This window comes from Marinobacterium sp. LSUCC0821, from assembly GCF_012848475.1.
In the GTDB taxonomy this organism is placed as follows: Bacteria; Pseudomonadota; Gammaproteobacteria; order Pseudomonadales; family Balneatricaceae; genus Marinobacterium_E.
In genome coordinates this window covers 1964389-1980996 of record NZ_CP051666.1, presented here as the reverse complement: position 1 = coordinate 1980996, position 16608 = coordinate 1964389, and the positions used below count along the sequence as shown (strand labels likewise).

General features: G+C 48.4%; 20 protein-coding genes. 12 read left to right on the top strand and 8 right to left on the bottom strand.

Features of this window, described 5'->3' with window-relative positions:
* Positions 1-31: 31 nt before the first annotated feature.
* The 9 genes from HH196_RS09620 (at position 32) to hemW (ending at position 6525) form a co-directional block, all read left to right on the top strand.
* Positions 32-724, top strand: coding sequence for a YggS family pyridoxal phosphate-dependent enzyme (locus tag HH196_RS09620; protein WP_169451904.1), 693 nt, complete (start codon positions 32-34; stop codon positions 722-724).
* A gap of 12 nt (positions 725-736) precedes the next feature.
* Positions 737-1561 carry a pyrroline-5-carboxylate reductase gene (gene proC, locus HH196_RS09615; RefSeq protein ID WP_169451903.1) on the top strand — a complete coding sequence of 275 codons (825 nt, stop codon included), beginning with the start codon at positions 737-739 and terminating at the stop codon, positions 1559-1561.
* Between the two features lie 73 nt (positions 1562-1634).
* Positions 1635-2180: a YggT family protein gene (locus HH196_RS09610; protein ID WP_169451902.1), complete on the top strand. Its 546-nt coding sequence runs from the start codon at positions 1635-1637 to the stop codon at positions 2178-2180.
* Between the two features lie 13 nt (positions 2181-2193).
* Positions 2194-2490, top strand: a complete 297-nt coding sequence (locus HH196_RS09605; protein ID WP_248276849.1) for a DUF167 family protein — start codon at positions 2194-2196, stop codon at positions 2488-2490.
* 57 nt (positions 2491-2547) lie between these two features.
* A complete protein-coding gene (locus HH196_RS09600) occupies positions 2548-3714 on the top strand; it encodes a homoserine O-acetyltransferase (RefSeq protein ID WP_169451901.1) in 1167 nt (388 codons plus the stop codon).
* Positions 3704-4294, top strand: a complete 591-nt coding sequence (gene metW, locus HH196_RS09595; RefSeq protein ID WP_169451900.1) for a methionine biosynthesis protein MetW — start codon at positions 3704-3706, stop codon at positions 4292-4294. The genes HH196_RS09600 and metW overlap by 11 nt, the downstream gene beginning before the upstream one ends.
* Positions 4295-4303: 9 nt before the next feature.
* Positions 4304-4741 carry a DUF4426 domain-containing protein gene (locus tag HH196_RS09590; RefSeq protein ID WP_169451899.1) on the top strand — a complete coding sequence of 146 codons (438 nt, stop codon included), beginning with the start codon at positions 4304-4306 and terminating at the stop codon, positions 4739-4741.
* Between the two features lie 37 nt (positions 4742-4778).
* Positions 4779-5378, top strand: coding sequence for an RdgB/HAM1 family non-canonical purine NTP pyrophosphatase (rdgB, locus tag HH196_RS09585; RefSeq protein WP_169451898.1), 600 nt, complete (start codon positions 4779-4781; stop codon positions 5376-5378).
* Between the two features lies 1 nt (position 5379).
* On the top strand, positions 5380-6525 hold the full coding sequence (gene hemW / locus HH196_RS09580; RefSeq protein WP_169451897.1) for a radical SAM family heme chaperone HemW: 1146 nt from the start codon (positions 5380-5382) through the stop codon (positions 6523-6525).
* On the opposite strand, the gene HH196_RS09575 is transcribed toward hemW, so the two are convergent.
* From HH196_RS09575 to HH196_RS09550, 6 genes are read right to left on the bottom strand one after another with little or no spacing between them, the layout of a single operon-like run.
* Positions 6515-7231: an HAD family hydrolase gene (locus tag HH196_RS09575; RefSeq protein ID WP_169451896.1), complete on the bottom strand. Its 717-nt coding sequence runs from the start codon at positions 7229-7231 to the stop codon at positions 6515-6517. The two genes, hemW and HH196_RS09575, sit on opposite strands and share 11 nt — an antisense overlap.
* A complete protein-coding gene (gene xerC, locus HH196_RS09570) occupies positions 7218-8126 on the bottom strand; it encodes a tyrosine recombinase XerC (protein ID WP_169451895.1) in 909 nt (302 codons plus the stop codon). The genes HH196_RS09575 and xerC overlap by 14 nt, the downstream gene beginning before the upstream one ends.
* A 1-nt stretch (position 8127) precedes the next feature.
* Entirely contained in the window at positions 8128-8802 is a 675-nt protein-coding gene (locus tag HH196_RS09565) for a DUF484 family protein (protein ID WP_169451894.1), read from the bottom strand.
* Positions 8799-9632, bottom strand: coding sequence for a diaminopimelate epimerase (gene dapF, locus HH196_RS09560; RefSeq protein WP_169451893.1), 834 nt, complete (start codon positions 9630-9632; stop codon positions 8799-8801). Before dapF ends, HH196_RS09565 begins: the two co-directional genes overlap by 4 nt.
* The gene (lysA, locus tag HH196_RS09555; protein WP_169452376.1) at positions 9632-10888 is read right to left on the bottom strand and encodes a diaminopimelate decarboxylase; all 1257 of its coding nucleotides are present in this window, start codon (positions 10886-10888) and stop codon (positions 9632-9634) included. The genes dapF and lysA overlap by 1 nt, the downstream gene beginning before the upstream one ends.
* 10 nt (positions 10889-10898) lie before the next feature.
* Positions 10899-11006: a lipoprotein gene (locus tag HH196_RS09550; protein ID WP_169451892.1), complete on the bottom strand. Its 108-nt coding sequence runs from the start codon at positions 11004-11006 to the stop codon at positions 10899-10901.
* A gap of 198 nt (positions 11007-11204) precedes the next feature.
* Between HH196_RS09550 and cyaY the strand changes: the two genes are divergently transcribed.
* Both cyaY and HH196_RS09540 read left to right on the top strand, forming a co-directional pair.
* A complete protein-coding gene (gene cyaY, locus HH196_RS09545; protein ID WP_169451891.1) occupies positions 11205-11531 on the top strand; it encodes an iron donor protein CyaY in 327 nt (108 codons plus the stop codon).
* Positions 11532-11540: 9 nt separating this feature from the next.
* On the top strand, positions 11541-12545 hold the full coding sequence (locus HH196_RS09540) for an NAD-dependent epimerase (RefSeq protein WP_169451890.1): 1005 nt from the start codon (positions 11541-11543) through the stop codon (positions 12543-12545).
* On the opposite strand, the gene waaA is transcribed toward HH196_RS09540, so the two are convergent.
* The gene (waaA, locus tag HH196_RS09535; protein ID WP_169451889.1) at positions 12542-13777 is read right to left on the bottom strand and encodes a lipid IV(A) 3-deoxy-D-manno-octulosonic acid transferase; all 1236 of its coding nucleotides are present in this window, start codon (positions 13775-13777) and stop codon (positions 12542-12544) included. The genes HH196_RS09540 and waaA overlap by 4 nt on opposite strands.
* Positions 13770-15530 carry a lipid A export permease/ATP-binding protein MsbA gene (msbA, locus tag HH196_RS09530; protein ID WP_211160783.1) on the bottom strand — a complete coding sequence of 587 codons (1761 nt, stop codon included), beginning with the start codon at positions 15528-15530 and terminating at the stop codon, positions 13770-13772. The genes waaA and msbA overlap by 8 nt, the downstream gene beginning before the upstream one ends.
* Before the next feature lie 113 nt (positions 15531-15643).
* Between msbA and lpxL the strand changes: the two genes are divergently transcribed.
* The gene (lpxL, locus tag HH196_RS09525; RefSeq protein WP_169451888.1) at positions 15644-16564 is read left to right on the top strand and encodes an LpxL/LpxP family Kdo(2)-lipid IV(A) lauroyl/palmitoleoyl acyltransferase; all 921 of its coding nucleotides are present in this window, start codon (positions 15644-15646) and stop codon (positions 16562-16564) included.
* The last annotated feature ends 44 nt before the right edge of the window (positions 16565-16608 follow it).

The window sequence follows — 16608 nt, the reverse complement described above, 5'->3', positions numbered from 1 at the left end:
GTAAATGAGTCTACAAAATTACAAAGCATCTATGAGTACTATAGCAGAGAGTTTTGAAAAGGTTAGTTCACAGATCAAAGAAGCCTGTGATCTTGCAAAACGCCCGGTTGAAAGCGTGCAGTTACTAGCCGTCAGCAAGACCCGAAGTGCCGATGAGGTGAGGGAGATGGCCGCTTTGGGGCAACAAGCCTTTGGCGAGAACTACCTTCAGGAGTCGCTCGATAAAATCGTCGCAACAGAGGATTTATCGCTGGAGTGGCACTTTATCGGTCCGATTCAGTCGAATAAGACTAAACCTATCGCAGAGAACTTTAGCTGGGTGCACAGTGTCGACCGACTCAAAATTGCCGAGCGACTCTCAGCACAACGCCCCTACTATGCAGATGATCTCAATATCTGCCTGCAGGTTAATAGCAGCCGCGAAGAGAGCAAATCGGGGTGCCTTCCAGAGGATGCGCTTGCACTAGCGCTAAAAATGTCTGCGCTACCGCGTGTTAAGCTCAGAGGCTTAATGGCTATCCCAGAAGCGACAGATGACTTGGCAAAGCAGCACCAACAGTTTCGCGAAGTTCGCGAGCTTTTTGAGACAATTAAAGCTGAAATTCCCGAAATCGATACGCTCTCTATGGGAATGTCAGACGATCTTATTCCAGCCGTCGAAGAGGGTGCTACCATAGTGCGCATTGGCACCGCACTCTTCGGGCCACGTAATTACAACCAATAAGGGGTGCATACATTGCAACCAACTATCGCATTTATCGGCACTGGCAACATGGCCGGTGCAATTTTGGAAGGTCTTATTGCTACCGGCTACCCTGCAGCTCAGCTTTGGGCTACTCGTCGCCAGAAGGAAAAACTAGCTACCTTCCAAGCACTTGGGGTCAACACTACTGCAGATAACGAACAGGCGATTGCAGCGGCTGATATTGTGGTTATTTCTGTAAAACCGCAGATGATGCAACAGACACTCAAAGCACTAGCGCCAGCACTTCAGAGCCGCAAGCCGCTACTTATCTCAGTTGCTGCGGGTATCTCTTGCGACTCTTTGGAGCGTTGGGCTGGTGGTGATATCCCTGTTATCCGTGCCATGCCAAACACTCCATCACTGCTCAAACTAGGTGCGTGCGGTCTGTTTGCAACAGAGACCGTCACTGAGCTTCAACGCGAGCAGGCACAGGCTATAACCGATGCGGTTGGCATCTCTGTTTGGTGTGAGCAAGAGCAGGGGATCGACCAAGTCACTGCCGTTTCCGGTTCAGGCCCTGCCTATTTCTTCCTGATGATGGAGAAGATGATTGATGCAGGTATTGCCTTGGGTATGAGCCCAGAGAATGCCCGCGAGTTAACGCTTCAAACCGCGTTAGGTGCTGCCGAAATGGCGAAGCAGACAGGCATTGAACCGGCACAATTGCGAAAAAATGTAACCTCTCCGGGAGGCACGACAGAGCAAGCTATTCTGAGCTTTGAACGGGATGAGCTTGGCCGTGTCGTTGAAACAGCGATGCTTGCCTGCATGAACCGTGCTGCAGAGATGAGTGAAATTCTCGGAGCTGATGAGTAATCTGGCTGCACTCGCTGAAAACAGGTAGTCTTGTAGTTAATTGATACAAACCATTGATTGGATAGGAACTGATATGGCCGGCGATACGCTGACACTTGCACTGCGCACCATTGGTGATGTTTACGCTTTCATTTTGATTCTGCGCTTTTTGTTGCAGGTGGCTGGGGCTGACTACTACAACCCTATCTCACAGACAGTTGTTCGCTTTACCCAGGCTCCGCTAGCGCCGCTTCAGCGTCTAATCCCACGCGTCGCACGTCTTGATATTACGCCGTTGATCCTAGCATTCATTGTTAAATTTGCTGTGGTTGCTGGGATTATCTTCCTGTCGCAAAGTGCACTACCTAATCTGGTTGGCATCGCTCTATATGCGCTATTTGGCGTCCTAGACTCGATCCTGACTATCTACTTCTGGGCGGTGATCGGCTCTGTGATTCTTTCGTGGATTGCACCCAATAGTTACCACCCCGGTCCTCAACTGATTATCCAGTTAACTGACCCTCTATTTGCTCTTGCTCGCAAAGTTATTCCGTCGATTGGTGGTCTGGATCTATCACCTATTTTGATCTTCTTCGTTATCCAGATCCTACAATCGGCGATTACACGCCTGGTCATGTAAGGTCGATCAAAGGTTGAATGAGATACCCTGGCAATTAGCTGATGGCCGATTATTGCTAACCTGCCATCTTCAACCCGGGGCTAAAAAGCCAGGCTTTGCAGGGCTTCACGGTGATGCAGTTAAGATTCGTATCGCATCACCGCCGGTAGATGGCAAGGCCAATGCAGAGTTGATCAAATTTCTCGCTAAGAGCTTTGCCGTTGCAGCGCGTGATATAGAGATCATCTCGGGGCAGATGAACCGCCGTAAGCGAGTGGCGATTTCCGGCGTAGAAACTCTCCCCCTATCACTGCAAGCCTTGTTACAATAACGTTTTCAAATGGTTACGAGCAATGCTCGCTTAAGCTCACTAAAGGAGAGAGGGCAGATGCCTGATACCCTACCCGCGGACTCCGTCGGAATAGTTACACCTGAGATCTATCGCTTTGATGAACCGCTTGAGCTCTGCTCAGGCAAGGTGCTGCCTAGCTATGAGTTGATGGTTGAAACCTACGGCGAGCTTAATAGCGAAGCAAGCAACGCCATTCTTATCTGCCATGCTCTATCTGGCCACCACCATGCTGCGGGTTTCCATTCAATGGACGAGAAAAAACCTGGCTGGTGGGATAGCTCGATTGGTCCTGGTAAACCTATCGATACCAACCGCTTCTTTGTTGTTGCTCTAAATAACCTAGGTGGCTGTCACGGCTCGACCGGCCCCACCTCAATTAATCCTGAGACAGGGCTGCAGTATGGTCCTGACTTTCCAGTTGTAACGGTTCGCGATTGGGTGAACAGCCAAGCACGCCTTGCTGATCGTCTAGGGATTCAACGCTGGGCAGCGGTAGTAGGCGGCAGTTTAGGTGGCATGCAAGCGATGCAGTGGTCGATCGATTATCCAGATCGCCTAGGTCATGCGCTAGTGATCGCCTCATCATCTAAGCTCACTGCGCAAAACATCGCATTTAACGAAGTGGCTCGCCAAGCGATCACCAAGGATCCGCAGTTCCATGAGGGACGTTTCTACGAGCACGACGTACTGCCAAAAACTGGCCTAGCGCTTGCTCGCATGATCGGTCACATCACCTACCTTTCTGATGACGGCATGGGTGAGAAATTTGGTCGTGAGATGAAGTCCGACAAGTTGAGCTTTGATTTCAACACCCAGTTTCAGGTCGAGAGCTATTTGCAGTATCAAGGAGAGCGATTCTCAACTGCTTTTGATGCCAACACCTACCTGTTGATGACCAAAGCGCTGGATTACTTTGACCCAGCTTCAGAGTTCGATAATGACCTTGCCAAGGCGCTGAGCAAAGCAAGCTGTGGTTTCCTTGTGGTGTCGTTCACTACAGATTGGCGTTTTGCACCAGAGCGCTCTCGCGAAATCACCGATGCGTTGGTTGAGGCGAACCGTGATGTCAGCTATGCAGAGATCGACTCTGATCATGGCCACGACGCCTTTCTAATCTCTAGCCCACGCTACGATGCGGTGTTGGCAGCTTACCTAAACCGAGTCGCTTCAGAGTTAAACCTAGGAGAGTCCCATGCGCGCTGATTTAGAGATTATCGCCGACTGGATCGGCCAGGGTGAGCGCGTTCTTGACCTTGGTTGTGGTGATGGCGAGCTATTAGACAAACTACACCGTACTAAGTCAGTAAAAGGGCTTGGTATTGAGATTGATCACGACAACATCACTAGCTGTATTGGTCGTGGCGTCAATGTGATTGATAAGAACATTGATGAGGGGTTGGCCGGTATTGAAGATTCAAGCTTCGATACCGTAGTCATGACTCAAGCGCTGCAGGTGATGCATCGCCCAGATTTGATTGTTGAAGAGATGCTTCGTATCGGCCGCCAGGGAATTGTCACTTTCCCTAACTTTGCGCACTGGCGTGCACGCTTCTACTTGGCGTTTCGCGGCAAGATGCCGGTATCGAAGTTCCTCTCATATCAGTGGTATGACACACCAAATATCCACTTCTGTACCTTTAAAGATTTTGAATCACTGTGCATTTCGCGCAACATCCGAATTCTTGAGCGCACCGTAGTAGATAATACTCTCCGTCAACGTTGGTGGCATAAACTCTGGCCCAACATGATGGGCGAGATCGCAATCTACCGAATTACTCGTTAGGAGGCTCTTATGCGTAAGCTATTTATTCTTATGGTATCCCTATTTGCTGCAACAACTGCTTTTGCAGAGCAGAAAGTTGTGCAAAATGGCTATGAAATACACTACAACGCCTTCAATTCTGACTTCATTTCGCCAGAAGTTGCACAAGCGAATGGACTCTTGCGAAGCAAGGTTCGAGCACTAGTGAATGTCGCAGTCTTTGAGTTGCAGGCAGATGGATCAAAACGTGCTGTACGCGCTCGAGTCGACGGTACTGCAGCAAACATGCTGCAACAGCAACAGGAACTGGAGTTTGCTCCGATTCAAGAGCAGAACGCGCTCTACTACATTGGCGGCTTTCGTTTCACCAATGATGAGCGAATCACGATCAAGTTAAGCGTCCAGCCAAACCCTGACCGCGCCCCTATCGAAATTGATTTCGCTCAGAAGTTCTACACCGAGCAATAGTGAGCCTGAAGAGTTATAAGACTCGGAGAAATTTGTGATGAGACGCATCGTCCTTGCCAGCGGTAACAAAGGCAAACTAAAAGAGTTTTCTGAGATTCTAAACCCGATCAACTTTGAAGTTGTATCACAGGGTGAGTTAGGGGTTTTAGATATTGAAGAGACCGGACTCTCTTTCGTCGAAAATGCGATCATCAAGGCGCGCCATGCCTGTGCAGTGACCGGACTACCCGCCATCTCTGATGATTCAGGCCTTGAAGTCGATGCGCTGTGCGGCGCTCCTGGCATCTACTCAGCGCGCTTTGCTGGCGAAGGGGCAACTGACGCTACGAACATTGAAAAGCTTCTAGGTGAACTTGCTGAACTGGACGAGTCCCAGCGCACTGCTCGTTTCCGCTGTGTGTTGGTCTGCATGCGCCACGAAAATGACCCAACGCCACTCATCGCTTTAGGCACTTGGGAAGGTCGTGTTTTGTCTGCGCCCGAAGGTGAAAATGGCTTTGGCTACGACCCTATTTTCTGGGCTCCAGAATTTGACTGCGCAGCCGCGGAACTTACCTCCGAACAGAAACGATCTGTTTCCCACCGGGGTAAAGCGGTGGCCGAGCTGAGTGCTCAGCTCGCAGATTTCCTCCGTTAGGATGCGTACCACAAACATTCCTCTCTCACTCTACGTTCATATCCCTTGGTGTGTTCGAAAGTGCCCCTATTGTGACTTCAACTCGCATCAAGTGCGTGATGAGTTACCTGAAGAGGCCTACATTGATAGATTAATTGAGGATTTGAAAATAGAGCGAGTGCGAGCAGGTGATCGCCCAATCCACTCTATTTTCATTGGCGGCGGTACACCAAGCCTCTTCAAACCCGAAAGCTATAAAAGACTTCTAAATGCTATACGCTCAGAATTCCGTTTAGAGGAGGGCGCTGAAATAACTTTAGAGGCGAATCCCGGGACCTTCGAACAGGCGCGTTTTTCAGGGTATCGCTCAGCAGGCATCAATCGCGTCTCTATTGGTGTGCAAACTTTTAATAACGCAGCTCTTGAGCGCCTTGGCCGCATCCATAATGCAGATGAAGCAATCGCAGCAATCAAAAGCGCACGTGCGATTTTTGAGCGGATTAACATCGATCTGATGCATGGTTTACCAGAACAAACCCCTGAACAGGCGATCAGTGATTTAAACCAAGCTATCGAGCTCTCGCCAGATCAGATCTCCTGGTATCAGCTCACCATCGAACCTAATACCGAGTTTGCTGCAAAACCTCCGCAGCTCCCGATTGAGGAGTCACTTTGGGCTATTCAAGAGGAGGGGCAGGCACTATTAGAGTCAGCAGGCTTCAAGCAGTATGAAATTTCTGCGTTTGCCCGTGAAGGCGGGGCCTCAAAACACAACATAAACTATTGGCAGTTTGGTGACTACATCGGAATAGGCGCCGGTGCGCATGGAAAAATGACATACATTAAAGGTGATGAACTGGCCATTGAGCGAACCAATAAACATCGCCAACCCAAGGGCTACATCGAAAATATCAGCATGATAGCCGGGCAAGAGACAATCGACGTTGAAGATCGTCCATTCGAATTTATGCTCAATGCCTTGCGCTTAAATGATGGAGTACCTAGCCACCTATTCTCTGAGCGAACCGGCATTCCATTAGCACAAATTACACCTGAACTAGCTAAGGCCTATGAGCGAGGTTTGCTGCAGGAGTATGTTGAGAGGCTTGCACCAACTAATGAGGGCCGCCTCTTCTTGAACGACCTGCTAACGCAGTTTATTGATTAAAGCTCTCTACCAACGCCGGAATTTCACTCAAACAGCTGGCGCGACGATCCGGATCGATCGGCATCTCCCACTCTAAGCCTTCCGGATTCACCCAAATGGTGTGGATACCCAAGGATTTTGCTCCCTGAACATCGTTGATCGGATGGTCGCCGATATGCACTACCTCATTTGGTTTAACACCAGCATGCTGTAACGCTTTTTCAAACATTAAAGGGTGTGGTTTCGCAGTTCCGACACCATCAGCATTGAACTGGAAATCAAACCAGGGGCCTATCGCTGTGCGTTTCACATCGGCATTTCCGTTGCTCAAGGCGCCTATCAGATAACCACGGTCTTTAAGTGCTTGCAGAAGCTCTACAACGTTTTCGTAGGGTGTTACTGCATGACGATCGACCATGAAACTATCAAAGGCAGCAGCGGCTAGCTCCTGTGCCTTGTTACGATCATATCCAACATTACTAAAGCCCTCTTCAAGAAGACGCAGTCGAATCTCAGTCATGCTATGCGCTATCTCGGGGAAGCGCTCTAAAAGCGACTGTCGCAGTGCAGAACCTTCAAATAGATCCTTCAGTTCATAGCGCTCTACAAAAGCTGGAGTTTCTCGCGTCAACCAATCCCATAAATTGCGATTTGCCACCTTCATGGGAGGATGAACCGCCCAGAGCGTATCGTCTAGGTCGAAGGTTACACACTTAATTTTTGTCATTACGTTTCGCTCTTGGATGGGCGTTTTGGTAGATCGATTTTAACTGTTTGAAATCGAGGTGAGTGTATATCTGTGTGGTGCTGATATCGGCATGGCCAAGCATCTCCTGAACAGCCCTTAGGTCCCCAGAAGCAGCTAGCATCTCGGTAGCAAAACTATGTCGCAGTCGGTGAGGATAGAGACTTCCTGCAACACCTGCGCGCTCACCCCACTCTTTAAGTCGCTTCTCGACACTTCTGGCAGAGAGTCGATTGCCCTGCTTGCTAACAAACAGAGCCTGCTGATCAAATTCAGCAAAAAGGTGGCGCTCTCTAAGCCAAGCCTGGACAGCGCTTAACGCCATTCGCCCAACCGGCACCTGTCGCTCTTTACGGCCTTTACCTTCAACAATGACTGAGCCTGCACCCAGGTCAATGTCATTTAGATCAATGCCCACTAACTCAGATACGCGCAAACCACTTGAGTAGAGCAGTTCCATCATCGCTCGATCACGAATTTGTAAGGGGTCATCTGGAGGAACATCCAGCACCTCACCCAATGTCTCTGATGTGAGGGTTTGTGGAAGTCGGCGAGGGGCTTTAGGCGCTTTTATCGCGATGGCCGGATTATGATCACACTGCTTGGCACGGTTCAGATAACGGTAGAAGCTTCTCAGCGCCGATAGCATGCGCTGCAGACTGCGACCAGAGAGGCCTTCGGCATGTAACTCTGCAATCGCAAATCGAAGAGGTCGCTCTTTCAAATGGAGCCACCCGCTAAATTCGATCGTTTCAAGCGTGTGACGAACACGCTCGAGATCACGCTGATAATTTAGTACGGTTTGTGGCGAGAGCTGGCGCTCCACACGCATGAACTCGGTGAAGCGATACTCAAGTTCGCTATCCGAGTTCTGCATTTTAGCCACCGATATTCATTAAACGAGCCAGAATACGGCTAAGCACTTCACCAATGTAGGCAAGGAAGAGTGTGCCTTGGCTCGATTGAAAGTACTTCTCATCGTACGAGCCGATCACCAACAATCCGAGTGACTCACCTTTGACTAATGGAACAACGGCACAAGAACCAACGGGCTGCTTTGGATTACGAAATAAGAAGCGGGTCATCTGTTCGCTCAACTGCCCGCAAACTGGGCTGGATGCATCGACTAGCGGCTGCACAATTGAGGTTTGTGAACGAGGCAGAACTCGCAATGAATTAACATCTAGTGGAGCGTCGCTAAATAGAATTAGCTCCACTTCATCGCCACTGAAATCACCACACAGGCTCTCTTCAAGGGCGATACCCACCTCATCGAAGCTGTCTGCTTCTAACAATGAGAGGACCATGCGTTTGGTTTTACCAAACTGGCCATCATTGTGACGCGCCGCTTCAATCATGTCAGAGAGATGTGTCTCTAGCGTTTGTGCTTTTTCGCGCAGCATACTGGTCTGTCTCTCAACCAGTGAAACCGCAGCGCCACGCTGATGAGGAACATAGAGTTTCTCTAGCAACCAGCTTTGGCGATCAAAAAAGTCGGGGTGTTGCGCTAGCCACTCAGCAACCTGTGATTCGTCGATAGTCGATTTACTCATAGGTAGATCTGCCCTTCATAAACGGTTGCTACGGGACCTGTCATCATCACGGAGTGACCTTCGCCAGCCCATTCGATCTCTAAATCGCCACCTGGCAAATGCACAGTGACACGCTGATCTAGAAGTCCACGCAAACGACCTGAAACTACTGCAGCACAGGCTCCTGTACCACAAGCCTGCGTCTCACCCGCACCGCGCTCGTATACGCGTAGTCGAACCTCGCTAGGTGATATCACTTCCATAAACCCGATATTGGCGCGGTTTGGAAATACTGAGTGTGACTCTAATTCAGGGCCCCAGCTCTCAACTGGCGCATTCGCAACCGAATCAACAACCAATACGGCGTGCGGGTTACCCATCGAGACAGCACCAAACTCAACTTCTGTACCATCTGCTAATTGAGTCGTGTAGGTAGTTGCCTGCTCTGCATATGTCGTAGGTACTTCGAGTGGGCGAAGCTCTGGAGCCCCCATATCAACTTCAACCTGATCTCGGCCCTTAATAGACAAGATCGCTCTGCCGCGTGCGGTCTCCACCTGCATCTCATCGCGCAGGATTAGTCCCTTGTCACGCACAAAGCGAGCAAAGCAGCGTGCACCATTACCACAGTGCTCTACCTCACTACCGTCAGCATTGTAGATGCGGTAGCGGAAATCCATAGTTGGCTCAGTGGGTGGCTCGACTAGCAACATCTGATCAAAGCCAATGCCGAAGTTTCGATCAGCCAGCTCTTTGACAAGATCAGGACGCATACGCACTTTTTGAGAGATCGCATCGATCACCATAAAGTCGTTGCCTAAACCGTGCATCTTTGTGAAGCGCAGAAGCATTATTTATCCTCAGAGAGCAGTGATTCACCGCGAATCAGATCTTCAAACGTCTCACGCTCACGAACCACCTGGTAACGTGCGTCATCAACCATCACCTCAACAGCACGACCACGTGTGTTGTAGTTTGAAGACATAACGAATCCGTAAGCTCCTGATGAGCAAACAGCGAGTAGGTCACCTTCATTGAGGGCAAGCGAACGATCTTTACCGAGGAAGTCGCCGGTTTCACAGATAGGCCCTACAAGATCCCACTGCTCTTTTGCTGCATCTTCATTCAGCGCCGCAGGAATAATCTCCTGATATGCGCTATAGAGTGATGGACGAATAAGGTCGTTCATCGCTGCATCGATGATTGCGAAATTTTTATGATCATTGCGCTTCAGGAACTCAACGCGAGTCAAAAGAATTCCAGCATTAGCCGAAATAGAGCGACCTGGCTCAAACACAAGCTTCAGTTTGCGGTCACCAATACGCTCAAGAATGGCAGCGATGTACTCACCTGGCGCAGGCGGGGTCTCGTTGGTATAGCAGACGCCCAAACCACCACCTAGATCTAGATGTTCGATCACCACGCCTGCATCAGCAAGATTATCAATCAGGCCCAGCAGACGATCTAACGCATCAAGGAAAGGAGCGATCTCGGTTAGTTGTGACCCGATGTGACAGTCAACGCCAATAACACGCACGTTGGAGAGTTGAGCCGCCGTTTTATAAACTTCTACCGCCGTATCGATAGCGATACCGAACTTGTTCTCTTTGAGACCTGTCGAGATGTATGGGTGTGTACCAGCATCAACATCAGGGTTCACACGAAAAGATACAGGTGCCACCTTACCCATCTGACCTGCCACATCATTGATACGATGAAGTTCAGCCTCTGATTCAATATTGAAGCAGTGAATACCTACTTCCAAAGCACGACGGATCTCGTGAGGCTGTTTACCAACACCCGAGAATACAATTTTAGAAGCTTCAGCACCTGCACGCAGAGCACGCTCCATCTCGCCAAGAGAGACGATGTCGAATCCTGCACCGAGTTTAGCCAAGACATTCAAAACAGCTAAGTTTGAGTTCGACTTCACCGCAAAACAGACCAGAGATTCACGGCCCTGAAGCGCATTAGCATACGCCAGGTAACCCTGCTCAAGCGCTTCGCGCGAGTAGACATAAGCTGGCGTGCCTAGAGCTTTTGCAATTTCAGTTACGGCAACATCTTCCGCGAACAGTTGACCATCGCGGTATTCAAAACAATCCATCATCACTCTCTTAATTGGCAGAGGTTTGCGTAGATTCAGCACTAGGCATCGTTAGAGGGCCCTTTTGACCACAACCAACCAGAGTCAAACAGACCAACATTGCCATAACTAAACGCATCTCTGCCTCCAAATTTAAGTCGCCAACGTACATCGGCTTTTAGCTAAATTTTATAAAGTTAGAAGTATACCCTGAAGGCACTGACTAAACACCTGCTGATAATGAACCCAATCCCTATGACAATAGGGTTCAAATATGGCCTTATTCGTCGCATTCATAAGAGGTATAATGGCAAAAAAAGCTAACTGAGAATGTGCAATGAGTGACGCGATTTATACCGACCGTATCGAAGAGACACTAAACGCGGTTGAGGAGCTACTGGATGATGCTGAATCAGATCTAGATTACGACAACAACGGCGCCATGATGACGGTGAAATGCACCGATGGCAGTCAGATTATCCTGACGCGCCAGCCACCCGTTAAACAGCTTTGGTTGGCCACTCGGACTCAGGGTCTACATTTCGATTTTGATGAGTCACAGAATACTTGGATCCTCGACTCAGACAGTTCTCTTCTGCGTGATCATTTAGCTGCGGCATTTGCTGACCAGACTGATGAACAGCTCGATTTCTCTAATATCTAAAGGCCGCTCATGAAAATTCTTGTTACAGGCGCTGCTGGCTTTATTGGATTTCATGTCAGCCAGTTGCTGTGTGGCCGTGGCGATGAGGTTGTCGGCATAGATAATCTCAACGACTACTACGAAGTCAGCCTTAAAGAGGCTCGTCTTGCTCAATTGGAGCCACTACCTAACTTCCGCTTTATTAAACTAGATATTGCCGATCGAGATGGTCTCGCCAAACTATTTGCTGATGAGAAGTTTGACCGAGTGGTGCACCTTGCTGCACAAGCAGGTGTCCGTTACTCAATAGAGAATCCGCACGCATATGCAGACTCCAACCTAGTTGGATTTCTAAATATTCTTGAAGGCTGTCGTCAAAATAAAGTTGAGCATCTAGTCTACGCCTCATCGAGCTCTGTCTATGGCGCCAATGAGACGATCCCGTTCAGTGAGAATGATAATATCGATCATCCAGTCTCACTCTACGCGGCCTCTAAAAAGGCGAATGAAGCGATGGCACACAGTTACAGTCAACTCTATAACTTGCCAACCACGGGACTTCGTTTCTTTACGGTCTATGGCCCTTGGGGTCGCCCAGATATGTCGCCGATTCTATTTGCTAAAGCGATTACTGAAGGCAAGCCACTTAAGGTATTCAACTACGGTAAACACCGCCGTGATTTCACCTATATTGATGATATTGTGCAGGGTGTCGTTCGCACGCTGGACAAGGTAGCAGAGCCAAATCCGCAGTGGTCTGGACTGAACCCAGATCCAGCAACATCAAAAGCACCATGGCGCATCTACAACATAGGCAACAGCCAGCCTGTAGAACTGCTCTACTATATCGAGTGTATTGAGAAATCTTTGGGCAAAACCACAGAAAAAGAGCTGCTACCTTTGCAACCAGGTGATGTTGAACACACCTATGCAGATGTCACCGCTTTGATGCGCGATACGGGCTACCAGCCCAATACACCTATTGAAGAGGGCGTAGAGAAGTTCGTTGCGTGGTTTAACTCTTATTACAGTTAAATCAGTTTTAAGACCTGTTGATAGAGGCGCTCCATAGCGCCTCTATTTTTTTCGACCACCTGAACGCCCGCTTGAGACATTGTGTGGTTATCTTGGCTTAGCAATCGTCCAATCTGCTCAGCCAGTTCTGACTCATCTTCTACCTGAACCAAAGCCCCTTCGCTTTTAAGTGTAGAGATAATCGACCGGAAATTGTAATCACTTGGCCCCATCACTATGGGTAAACCAAGAGCTGCAGGCTCAAGCGGGTTATGCCCTCCCGTACCAGAAAAACTTCCACCCACGAATGCTACATCCGCAGCCGCATAGTAAGAGAACATCTCACCCAAAGAGTCTCCTATCCAGATATCGATATTGCTGTCAGGATTTGATAGTGATCGCTTACTTACATTCTCAGAGTAGCCTGTAGCCAACTGAAAAACAGATTCAAAACGTTCTGGATGACGAGGTACTAGAATGAGCGTCGGACGTTGATCTTGCGGAATAAGACTCCACGCATCCAGCAGGATCTTATCCTCACCTTGATGTGTACTTGCAGCCACTAGCACTTTGCGGGCAAAAGCAGCTTTCCACGCTTGGCCACTTTGAACTTGCTCGTCAGGTATATCGATATCAAATTTGATACTACCCGATACCAACAATCGATCTTCCGGCATACCAAGTTTTTTAAATCTCTCAGAATCAGCTTCATGCTGGGCGAGCAAAAGTGAAATCGAATTTAGAGCCTGCTCGGTCAGTTCTGAAAACCGGCTGTAGCCCTTAAATGATTTCTCAGATAGTCGAGCATTCGCCAGAACGATTGGAATATGGCGCTTTGAGGTTGTAGAGAGAAGATTTGGCCAAATTTCAGTCTCAACAATTAAAAGAAGCTTGGGTTTATGGCTGCTAAAAAAGAGATCAAAGAAGATGGGGAGATCCCATGGCAGGTAGCGATGCTCAACTCGATCGCCAAAACGCTGTTTGACCTGAGCGGCCCCCGTTGGGGTTGTAGTCGTGAAGAGGATCGACTCACCCTGAGCTAGCAGTTTTTCAACGAGAGGGCTAATCGCAATCGTTTCACCGACAGAGACCGCATGAATCCAGATAGCGCCTTTTGCTGAAGGTTTCTGGATACCAAATCGCTCTAATAGACGCGACCGATATGCAGGCGCCTTTAGGCTTCGTATCAGTACTCTGACGAAAAGAAAGGGGAGCAGAAGTAGGTATATTAAAGAGTAGAGATGTCTAGACATCCGCCTGCTCACTAAACTGCATGCGATGAAGCTGTGCGTAGGCACCATCTTGCGCCAGAAGTTCAGCATGTGTGCCGCGCTCAACAATTTGGCCGTGATCCATCACCACAATGATATCTGCACTTTCAATAGTAGATAGCCTGTGTGCGATCATGAGCGTCGTTCGCCCCTTAACAACCTCAGCAAGCGCAGCCTGAATATGTCGTTCCGACTCTGTATCAAGAGCTGATGTCGCCTCATCAAGAATCAATATTGGTGAATTTTTCAAAATCGCACGAGCAATCGCTATACGCTGGCGCTGACCACCCGACAGAAGCACGCCGCCCTCACCGATTTGTGTATCCAAACCTTCTGGGAGCCGCTCAACAAACTCCATCACATGTGCGGCTTCTGCTGCGGCTTTAACCTGCTCAGGAGTCGAAGTGGCAAGAGCCCCATAAGCGATATTATCGGCAATTGAGCCGTTAAAAAGCACGACTTGCTGGTTAACTAGCGCGATTTGGTTACGAAGCGATGTGAGAGTACACTGCTCGATAGGAGTGCCATCTAATAACAACTCACCGCGCCAACCGTCATTAAATCGCGGCAACAAACTCACCAAGGTCGATTTACCTGACCCAGAGCGACCAACTAATGCGACGGTTTTTCCTGCAGGCACATCAAGATTAATATTTTGCAGCGCATCATCTAGTGTCGACTGGTAGGCGAAACTTAAATTATTGAACTGTAAATGACCCACTGCTCGCTCAATCTCAACCGTACCATTGTCCACCTCAACCGGCTCATCCATCACAGCAAAGACACCCTCAGACGCTGCAATACCACGCTGAATCTTGGTATTTACATCTGTGAGTAGCCTCAACGGTTTGGTGATAAGACCAGCGGCTGTAAGGAAAGCGACAAAACCACCTGTACTCATGTCTTCCAATACAGAGGGGTGCATTGCCACAAATAGGAGCACCGCTAAAGCAATTGCCACTAGAACTTGCACAAGAGGGCTATTAATTTCTTGAGTAACAGTTAGTTTCATAAACTGCTTTCGATTTTGATCACTCGCCGCTTGAAAGCGTCTATTTTCAAACTCTATACCACCGAAAATACGAACAACTTCATAGCCTCTAATTGCCTCAGAAGCCGCATCCGCCACGTCTCCAACTGACTCCTGAATACCTCGAGCTTGACGACGCATACGTTTAGCGGCGAATAGAACAACCAAGCCAATCAAAGGGGCTGTAGCAAAAAAGACTAGAGTTAATTTCCAGTTGAGGTAGAGCATGTAGCCGAACAAGCCTAGTACAGTCATGCCTTCACGCAGGCCAATTTTTACCGCTTCGGTAACTGCCTCAGTTACCTGCTCAACATTATAAGTAAGCTTAGCAAGCAGCTGACCCGAAGAGCTGCTCTTAAAAAATCCAGCCGGAAGCTGTTGCAGCTTTTGAAAAAGATCGACGCGAATACCGTGAATAACTTGGCGAGCAATGTAGGCTAGGGAGTAGGTTCCAATAAATGTTCCAAGCCCTCTTAGGGCAAAAACTCCAACAATAAAGAGACCAAGAAAAAAACGTTGATCTAGTGCGTCTTGTTCAACAGCATCTACAACCATCTCAAGCCATTTAGATGCCGCCGCTTGAGATGCGCCAAAAATTGCAAATCCAATGAAACTTATCAGGAACCCATACCAATACCCGCCCACATATGAAAGAAGGCGTTTATAGAGTGTCCAGCTACTATTAGGAGAGGAGCTATTTTTCAAAATATAACCAAGCTACAAATCAAAGCAATAACAGTATACCTCAGTGAAGCGTTCGTGTTGCCACAACTTTGTTTGGCTTTTACACTTCAACTATCAACTTTGACCCGACGCTTATGAAATTCAAATCAGTTACACAATTTTTAATGCCAAAGTACTGGGCAACATGGGCCGGACTTTTTCTGCTTCGATTGATCAGACTACTTCCATTTCAAACTCAAGTTAGCATTGGTTCGCAACTTGGGAAATTAATTTATCTAATTGCACAAAATCGCAGGCGTGTAGCTGAGACAAACATCAGACTCTGCTTTCCAAATTTGAGCAATCAAGAACAGCAGGGCATGGTAGAGGCTGTTTTTAGAAACAACGGTATAGGAATAATTGAAACATCCGCGGCCTGGTGGGCTCCTTTAAATAGTTTTGATAATAGGCTCAAAATCGAAGGCCGAAACTATCTCGATGCAGCTCTTAAGGATGGAAAAGGCGTTATCCTTTTGGGTGCTCATTTCTCAACTCTTGATCTAGGCGGCTTACTTTTTAGTAGGTTTTATAAACTTCACACCATGTATAGGCCACATAACAATCCGCTCATGGAGACTGTGATAGATCGCGGGAGAAGTCGTTTTATTAGCTCGTTGATTGATCGGCACGATTTTAGGGGTGTAATTCGCGCGCTAAAACGCAATGAGATTGTTTGGTATGCCCCGGATCAAGATTTTGGGCCAACCAACTCTGTATATGCCCCATTCTTTGGAATCGAAGCTGCTACTGTCACGGCAACTGCACGCCTGGCAAAGCTTAGCAAAGCACCCATCATTATGCTTACACATCACAGAAATATTGATAATTCTTATACACTTAGAGTTCACCCGCCCGTGACCCCTTTCCCACTAAACGATGATCGTGAGTCCGCCACCCGCATAAATCAGGAGCTAGAAAAGGGAATACTATACGAGCCAGCTCAATATATGTGGATGCATAGAAGATTCAAAACACACCCTAATGGCAAAGGGTTTATGTACGGCACGAACTCATGAAACGGATAACTATAGTGACACAGACATTTCCGCCGAGAACTGGG

Coding starts and splice junctions, on each gene's coding strand:
- cyaY (WP_169451891.1), top strand. CDS start 11,205: ATGAGTGACGCGATTTATACCGACCGTATCGAAGAGACACTAAACGCG.
- HH196_RS09575 (WP_169451896.1), bottom strand. CDS start 7,231: ATGACAAAAATTAAGTGTGTAACCTTCGACCTAGACGATACGCTCTGG.
- metW (WP_169451900.1), top strand. CDS start 3,704: ATGCGCGCTGATTTAGAGATTATCGCCGACTGGATCGGCCAGGGTGAG.
- dapF (WP_169451893.1), bottom strand. CDS start 9,632: ATGCTTCTGCGCTTCACAAAGATGCACGGTTTAGGCAACGACTTTATG.
- HH196_RS09610 (WP_169451902.1), top strand. CDS start 1,635: ATGGCCGGCGATACGCTGACACTTGCACTGCGCACCATTGGTGATGTT.
- HH196_RS09550 (WP_169451892.1), bottom strand. CDS start 11,006: ATGCGTTTAGTTATGGCAATGTTGGTCTGTTTGACTCTGGTTGGTTGT.
- HH196_RS09540 (WP_169451890.1), top strand. CDS start 11,541: ATGAAAATTCTTGTTACAGGCGCTGCTGGCTTTATTGGATTTCATGTC.
- rdgB (WP_169451898.1), top strand. CDS start 4,779: ATGAGACGCATCGTCCTTGCCAGCGGTAACAAAGGCAAACTAAAAGAG.
- waaA (WP_169451889.1), bottom strand. CDS start 13,777: ATGTCTAGACATCTCTACTCTTTAATATACCTACTTCTGCTCCCCTTT.
- hemW (WP_169451897.1), top strand. CDS start 5,380: ATGCGTACCACAAACATTCCTCTCTCACTCTACGTTCATATCCCTTGG.
- HH196_RS09590 (WP_169451899.1), top strand. CDS start 4,304: ATGCGTAAGCTATTTATTCTTATGGTATCCCTATTTGCTGCAACAACT.
- xerC (WP_169451895.1), bottom strand. CDS start 8,126: ATGCAGAACTCGGATAGCGAACTTGAGTATCGCTTCACCGAGTTCATG.
- lpxL (WP_169451888.1), top strand. CDS start 15,644: ATGAAATTCAAATCAGTTACACAATTTTTAATGCCAAAGTACTGGGCA.
- HH196_RS09600 (WP_169451901.1), top strand. CDS start 2,548: ATGCCTGATACCCTACCCGCGGACTCCGTCGGAATAGTTACACCTGAG.
- lysA (WP_169452376.1), bottom strand. CDS start 10,888: ATGGATTGTTTTGAATACCGCGATGGTCAACTGTTCGCGGAAGATGTT.
- HH196_RS09620 (WP_169451904.1), top strand. CDS start 32: ATGAGTACTATAGCAGAGAGTTTTGAAAAGGTTAGTTCACAGATCAAA.
- HH196_RS09565 (WP_169451894.1), bottom strand. CDS start 8,802: ATGAGTAAATCGACTATCGACGAATCACAGGTTGCTGAGTGGCTAGCG.